Origin of the sequence: Sphaerospermopsis reniformis (assembly GCF_005402885.1) — a bacterium.
Lineage (GTDB): Bacteria > Cyanobacteriota > Cyanobacteriia > Cyanobacteriales > Nostocaceae > Sphaerospermopsis > Sphaerospermopsis kisseleviana.
Map to the genome: position 1 here is coordinate 1 of NZ_BJCE01000259.1, position 7,314 is coordinate 7,314.

A 7,314-nucleotide genomic window follows, 5' to 3' on the forward strand; every position below is an offset into this window, starting at 1 on the left:
TGTGCATTTTTTGGGATTTCAAGAGATGGCAAAGAAATTTTCAAATCTCCTCCTGACTCCTGACTCCTGACTCCTGACTCCTGACTCCTATGCCCTCACGGAAAGACTTTCTCAGCAACCCCTATTTGCTCTTAAATACTCTTCTTAGTTGTGTAAAGTTTGCCACCCAGTACCTTGATAACCATAATCAAATATTTCTGGGTGCAATATTTCTGCCAATATTTCCACAGAATCAACTAAACGCGGTCCAGGTCGGTTAAAATAAGCATTACCATCAGTGATGAAAACTCTGCCAGTTTTAACAGCGTGCAGTTTTTCCCACTCTGGACGCTGAGTTAATAATTTCGCTTCTTGTTGAGTCCGTTGTAAATTAAAGCCGCGGGGCATAAAAATAATTACATCGGGGTTAGTAGCAACCAAGGTTTCCCAGTTGATGAGAGCAGAAGGTTTACCCGTAACACTAAACAAGGTTTGTCCACCTGCCAAATTAACTAACTCAGGTATCCAATTTGCAGCCGTCATCACCGGATCAGTCCACTCGATACAAGCAACTGTAGGCATTTCTGCTACAGACAGTCCTTGAATTTTTCGGTTACAAATTTTAACTCTGGCTTCTAAATTTTCAAGTATTTTTACTGAATCTACTCCAAAGGTTTGACCTATTCTCTCAATGTCACCCCACACATCCCGCAGTGTGTTGGGCTGTAAAGAGATAATCTGTGGTGAACTGTGGGTAAGTTGGGTGACAGCTTTCTCTACTTCTGGTAAACTGACTGCAGAGACATCACATTGAGCTTGAGTAAGAATATGGGTAGGTTGCAATTTCTCTAAAACATCTAATTTGATGTTGTAAATACTCAAAGCAGATTGTACTATTTTGTTTACTTGATCATGAATGCTATTGCTAGGAGCTTTACCATTTAACCGTGCTTGTGTGCAAACTGGAAGATGGGAAATTTCTGGGGGATAATCACATTCATGCGATCGCCCAACTATAGCATTTTGCAAACCCAGAGTAGCAGCAATTTCCGTCGCACTAGGAATTAAAGAAACAATTTTTATATCTGTATCTATCATAAGTATTACCTCCTGGGGATAGGAGTTACAGGAGTACAGGAGTTACAGGAGTACAGGAGTTACAGGAGTAGGGGTTTAGCACTGCTAAACCCTTACAGCAGTCAGTAGTCAAGAATAAAAAACGGTTTCAATTTTTTTTACACTTGTTGCTACTTTTATTTTTGCATACTTCCAGAAATAAGATATCTATCTTGAGGATGTTAGCATTTTTATTTAGCGCCCATTTGCGACAATCAGGAAAGGCGATGAAAAGGCGCACAGGTATATACAGGTATATAAAGTTTGAGTAAATTTTGCTTGTTCTTATCTAGAACACCGATTCATTAATCTTAAGGGCGTATAGCATTCGGACAGAATATGAACTAGTTTCAGCGATAGGTATCACCCCAATGCTTCGCCCCTACAAAGTTTTGCTCTGGCTTTTCATCAATTATTTTTTCCTCTAGTGAGAAATCCGGGATAGCTAAAGTCGGTTAAAACCGAATATTTTTTATTGGGTTTATATGGATGAGAAATTGATTTTTGGGTTGCATTATTACGCATATCCTATGATTAATTCCCAAATATTCAATTGACCCACATCTGGAGGTGAATTATCAATAACTTGTAATTGCCAATTGCCCCTAGCAGAGATGGAAAGTAATTGTTTAAGGACAGGATGCGATCGCACACTATAAGTCCTTTCTAACTGAGTTTGTTTTCCCAATGTCCGACTTTGTAACAACACTTGTTGATTATTAGGAGAAATTAAATAAATTTCTAAATCTCCTAAAAATTCATGAGTAATATTCACCGTTACTTGAATATCTGCAACAGTGACATTTTCATTCACAGTAATTATACTCCTAATTCCCCTTTTATCATTATCAGGAATTGCCACTATATTTTTATTCTCACCTTGTAGTTGTTTGTTAACACTTGATGTCACTTTACTCAACTGTTGCGCTACACGTACAGATTTAGCAGCATTAACTTTACCATAACCAAACCAAATACAATGACCATTACTATCATAAGTTCCACCCCGCAAACCTAATTGTGGGTCAGGTTCTGGATCAACAATTTTATCAGTGGTTTCTTGTAAAATACGGTTAACTTGTTGAGCCGTTAAATCAGGATTAACTGATAAAATTAAAGCTGCTATTCCAGCGACTACAGGAGTTGCACTAGAAGTACCACCAAAATTATTAGTAAAATTTCCAGGATTATAACCAGCTGCTCCGAGTTGATCTGTAGTAAACATTCCCAAACCAAGAAGAGAAGTATTTATGGTTGGTTGTGTGTAAACAAAACCAGTTTCTTGAAACCACATTCCTGGAGGAGCATTATTACTAGGAGCGCAAACAGAAATATTTTCACCCCAATTACTATAAGCTGCTTTTTTATTTAAACTCGTAGACGCAGAAACCGCAATTACATCTGGATGAACTGCAAAACCACTTAACCAAGCTGTTTTACCTTGTAAAATATTCTTTGGCCAATTTTGCTCATTGATAGTGCCATCAATGGGACGATTAGCATTACCAGCGGCAAAAACAATTACACATCCTTTACCATTTCTTCCTTGAGTAGCAGCGCGGGTAATAGCCGCCTTTTGACGCAAAGATAAAGGAAAATAAACAGCAGAAGCTCCCCAACTACAAGAAATTACACTAGCACCGTGATTAATTGCCCAATTAAATATATCTTCAATAGATTCATCATCTAAATATCCCGTGGTGCGAATTGGCATTAAAGCACAACCAGGAGCAACACCAACAATTCCTTGACCATTTTCTTCGGCTACAGCTATTCCTGCACAAGCAGTACCGTGACTGGTTTCTTGTTCTCCAGGTAAAGGTAAAAAATCATTTTCTTTCAAATCTCTAGGAGCAATAACTTTACCCAAACCTTGAAAATCTGGATGATTTAAATCAAAAGAATCATCCACAACTGCAACCACCACAGAACGCACACCGCGAGTAATATCCCAAGCTTGTTCTACAGAAATATGAGAACCTATTCCTAACTGATTACCGCTATTATGGTTAAGATACCATTGCTGAGAATAGAGAGAATCACTAGGTTTATAATGTGGTTCTTGTTGAATAAAAATATTTGGTTCGGCAGCTAAAACTTCTGGAAGTGCTTGCAATTGGTTGGTAATTTTAATGGGATTTTTTGTGGCTTGTTTGCTAACAAGAAAAATAAATGTATTAGGTAGCCCTGGAACTGATTGATTTTCCATTAAGCTATATGTGGCAGCTATAGTATTAATTTTGGCAGAGTCCACCCAAGTCGCAAATTGAATTGTGATTTGGTCACTTAAATAAACATAAGTACCTGGATTATCTTTAAACTTGTAAACATGACTAGCAAAAGCTACCTTTTCATCAGCCCTTGCTTGGGACATGGCCGCGTCTAACTGGCTAGGTTCAACGGTGAATACTTCTAATTTGGCTCTGGGGATAGTGCGCCGCCAAATGCCCCAAGAAACCTGAGATAATTGTTCAGGAGAAAGTTTGGCTGTCGGACGGATGGTAAAGCGTTCCCAAACTTTTTCTAAAATCAATTCTTCTCCACCACGTTGTAAAACAACTCCTTGGCTGCTTGTGGGTACACCTGTAGTTTGAGAATTAGAGGAATTAAGGCGATCGCTCATCATGGAATACTTGACTGAATATGCAGGGTTACAGGAACTCTATTCAACTGATGTCCAGTCTACATCAGAGAAAGTTGTGATCTAATTTTGCTGTATCTCAAGCACAAACCGAGTTAAGATACCCAAAGTTTCCATAAATTTTTTATAGACTTGTTACAGTATTTGACCCCATGAACCTTACTGCTACTTCTTTATCACTTATTGCAATTCTTAGTCTGCTATCACCTGTACAGGCTCAAGTAATACAGCTACCCGATAACCAAGCACAACCTATTGATGGTAATGAACCTAATACCCTGCGTCCCAACAGCCAAAATAATAGCTTATTGAGTATGGCAGGTGGCGATCGCCTGATGAAAGAGGCAGAACAAGCTGTTTCCGGTCAAAACTACACCCTAGCTGCTAAAAAACTCCAAGAAGCACGCCAACTTTATAATCAGCTATCTAATTTTTACCAAGATTTAAATGCCAGTTTTTCCGGTATTGACATCAGAGTATCTGATTCTCAACGCAAAAAAGCCCTGGAAACTGCCCAAAAACGCGACGAAGCAACCTATCAATTAGCACTAGTACATCGAGCTTTAAATCAGCCAGAATTAGCAGTACCATTATTGATTCAAATTATTAAGAGTCAAAACCCCACACGGGAATTAGGTAAAAAAGCTTATCAACAACTGTTTGAATTAGGTTTTGTTGATACCGCTTATCCCAGAAAATAGTTGATAGTTGATTGTGTTATTAACTTCCCCTGCTCCCCCTCACAAGGGTAGGTATTTTACATTGTCGTGAGGGCAAGACTTGGAGGACAAGGCAGACAAGGTGACAAGGGAGGAAATACGTAACAATAGTGTATATTTGACAACAAAAAATGAGGCTAAACAGACCTTGTTTTGTATAAAATCTTCCTTGTCTACAATACCTCCTTGTCTTCGGTGGTCCTGCCTCAACAGATAATATTAAAAACCTACCCCTGTGAGCCCTGCTCCCCTGCCTCTTAACTGTCACCTGTCACCTGTCACCTGTCACCTATTCCCTGATAATAATAGAGAAGTAAGTTTTTTTCAGGAATTGGGATGATTACTCCACAGCAAGTTGAGGACATGATTAAGGCAGAACTGCCAGATGCACAAGTTGAGGTGCAAGACTTAACAGGTGGTGGGGATCACTATCAGGTGACTGTCGTTTCATCACAGTTTGCAGGTAAGGGACTTGTACAACAACACCAGATGGTTTATGGTGCGTTGAAGCAAGCGATGTCAACTGAAGCGATTCATGCCTTGGCTTTGAAAACATCTACTCCCGAAGCTTGACTAATTTTAGATTTTAGATTTTAGATTTTAGATTTTGGATTTTGGATTTTGGATTTTGGATTTTGGATTTTGGATTTTGGATTTTGGATTGAATAAATTACATGAAAATGAAAAAATTGCAATCTAATCAAAATCTATAAATCAATCTAATAAATCAATCTAATAAATCAATCTAATAAATGAATCTAAAATTGAATGAACCTTGGAATTTTGAATCTCCGCAAAAAGGAACTAACAACAATGACACCGGAAGTTAAAGAAAAAATTGATAACTTGATCAACAACAATAAAATCATGGTTTTCATGAAGGGAACTAAATTAATGCCCCAATGTGGTTTTTCTAACAATGCGGTGCAGATTTTCAATGCTTTGGGCGTTCCCTTTGAGACTTTTGATGTGCTTTCTGATTATGAAGTCCGTCAAGGCATTAAAGAATATTCTGAGTGGCCAACAATTCCCCAAATTTACATTAATGGTGAATTTTTAGGCGGTTCTGATATTTTGTATGAAATGTATCAAAAAGGTGAATTACAGGAAAAAGTAGAAGTAGCACTAGCTTCATAAATTGGGGACTGTGGACTGGGAAGATAGATGGGGAGATGGGGATATCTCACAAGGGTAGGTAAGCTGTTGTGCATTTAATTTGTATAAGTGGAACAGGCATCTTGCCTGTTAAACAAGAGTTCAGAATATTAGGATTATACAATTTAGCTGTGTAACAGCTTATTTTACATTGTCGTGAGGGCAAGACAAGGATGACTTGGAAGGACAGTGAACAAGGGAGGAAAACCGTACAAAATCAGATTCTCTTGGTCACCAGAACAGTCCGTCAAAATACCATTGTGCGTATTAAATCTTCCTTGTCTACTTTCCCTCCGTGTCTTCCAGGTCTTCCCTTCACAGATAATATATATAAGATTTGCGTAAATTGGGGGAGAGTATATTTCCGTATAATTGCCAAAGCTGTAAGGAAATCGGAAGTAAATTTTCAAATTGCTGCTTGCCTTGTAAACAATGGTTTGTAAGCTATTGGTAGCTTTACTTATTTCCCAGTGATTTTTTATATTCTCAAGTTCATCAACGGATTATATGAATTCTGCACAAGAACTCAAACCAGAAATTGCTGCCATGCCTAGCTGGTTACGCCGTTCTATTGGTAAAGCCAGTGAAATTTCGACGGTACAACGTATTATTAAGCAGCGTCAAATTCATACTATTTGTGAAGAAGGCCGCTGTCCCAACCGGGGGGAATGCTACGCCCAAAAAACGGCAACTTTTTTACTCATGGGTCCGACTTGCACTAGGTCTTGTGCTTTTTGTCAAGTAGATAAAGGTCACGCACCAATGCCCGTAGACGAGGAAGAACCGCAAAAGGTAGCAGAATCTGTACATTTGTTAGGATTGAGCTATGTGGTACTGACTGCTGTTGCCCGTGATGATTTAGCTGATGGGGGTGCAGGTCATTTTGTCAAGACTATGGCAACAATTCGCCAAATGAACCCAGCAACGCAAATTGAGGTTCTCACACCAGATTTTTGGGGTGGTGCGGGTGTGGGTGAAACTGGTCAAAAGCACAGGATAGCTATGATTGTGAATGCTCAACCGGCTTGTTATAATCATAATGTGGAGACGGTTCGCAGGTTAACAGGTCCGGTGCGACGAGGTGCAAAATACGATCGCTCTCTGGCAGTGTTAGCAACAGTGAAAGAAATTGATGCCAGTATACCCACTAAGTCCGGTTTAATGTTGGGACATGGGGAAACTAAGGAAGAAATAATTGAAACAATGGCGGATCTGCGGGCTGTGGGTTGCGATCGCATCACACTCGGTCAATACATGCGCCCTTCTTTGGAACATCTCCCAGTACAAAAATATTGGACACCAGCAGAATTTGATGAACTGGGGAAAATAGCCCAGGACATGGGCTTTAGTCATGTTCGTTCTAGTCCTCTGGTGCGGAGTTCTTATCATGCTGGTGATTGGTAATTGGTAATTGGTAATTGGTAAAACATAAAATTGATTACCCAGTCACCAGTCCCCAGTCCCCAGTCACCAGTCCCCAGTCCCCAGTCGCCAGTCCCCAGTCCCCAGTCACCAGTCCCCAGTCGCCCGTCCCCAGACCCCACTCCCCCGTCCCCTGTCTTCCGTCACCCGCGCGCTATCGCTCACGCACACTTACTCAGACTCAGTCTCCCGTACCCCAGCCACCATATAATAACCACTCAGCTCGACTACCAAGACTCAACCGTCATCGTCTCAGCACCACTACACACCTACCACGCCAAC

General features: G+C 40.0%; 6 protein-coding genes and 1 pseudogene. 5 read left to right on the top strand and 2 right to left on the bottom strand.

Features of this window, described 5'->3' with window-relative positions; all coding sequences use genetic code 11:
* Positions 1 to 144: 144 nt before the first annotated feature.
* Both FFR48_RS23485 and FFR48_RS23490 read right to left on the bottom strand, forming a co-directional pair.
* A complete protein-coding gene (locus FFR48_RS23485) occupies positions 145 to 1,077 on the bottom strand; it encodes a cobalamin-binding protein (protein WP_137669032.1) in 933 nt (310 codons plus the stop codon).
* 535 nt (positions 1,078 to 1,612) lie between these two features.
* On the bottom strand, positions 1,613 to 3,718 hold the full coding sequence (locus FFR48_RS23490) for a S8 family serine peptidase (RefSeq protein ID WP_137669036.1): 2,106 nt from the start codon (positions 3,716 to 3,718) through the stop codon (positions 1,613 to 1,615).
* A gap of 170 nt (positions 3,719 to 3,888) precedes the next feature.
* Here FFR48_RS23490 and FFR48_RS23495 point away from each other — a divergent pair, with 170 nt between their 5' ends.
* The 5 genes and pseudogenes from FFR48_RS23495 to FFR48_RS23515 form a co-directional block, all read left to right on the top strand.
* On the top strand, positions 3,889 to 4,437 hold the full coding sequence (locus tag FFR48_RS23495; RefSeq protein ID WP_137669033.1) for a hypothetical protein: 549 nt from the start codon (positions 3,889 to 3,891) through the stop codon (positions 4,435 to 4,437).
* A 354-nt stretch (positions 4,438 to 4,791) separates the two neighbouring features.
* Entirely contained in the window at positions 4,792 to 5,028 is a 237-nt protein-coding gene (locus tag FFR48_RS23500) for a BolA family protein (RefSeq protein ID WP_137669034.1), read from the top strand.
* A 240-nt stretch (positions 5,029 to 5,268) separates the two neighbouring features.
* Positions 5,269 to 5,592, top strand: coding sequence for a Grx4 family monothiol glutaredoxin (grxD, locus tag FFR48_RS23505; protein WP_137669037.1), 324 nt, complete (start codon positions 5,269 to 5,271; stop codon positions 5,590 to 5,592).
* A 525-nt stretch (positions 5,593 to 6,117) separates the two neighbouring features.
* Complete coding sequence (lipA, locus tag FFR48_RS23510; RefSeq protein WP_137669035.1) at positions 6,118 to 7,014, top strand: lipoyl synthase; 897 nt, start codon at positions 6,118 to 6,120, stop codon at positions 7,012 to 7,014.
* Between the two features lie 14 nt (positions 7,015 to 7,028).
* Positions 7,029 to 7,314: pseudogene (locus FFR48_RS23515) on the top strand (hypothetical protein); the annotation flags it as partial.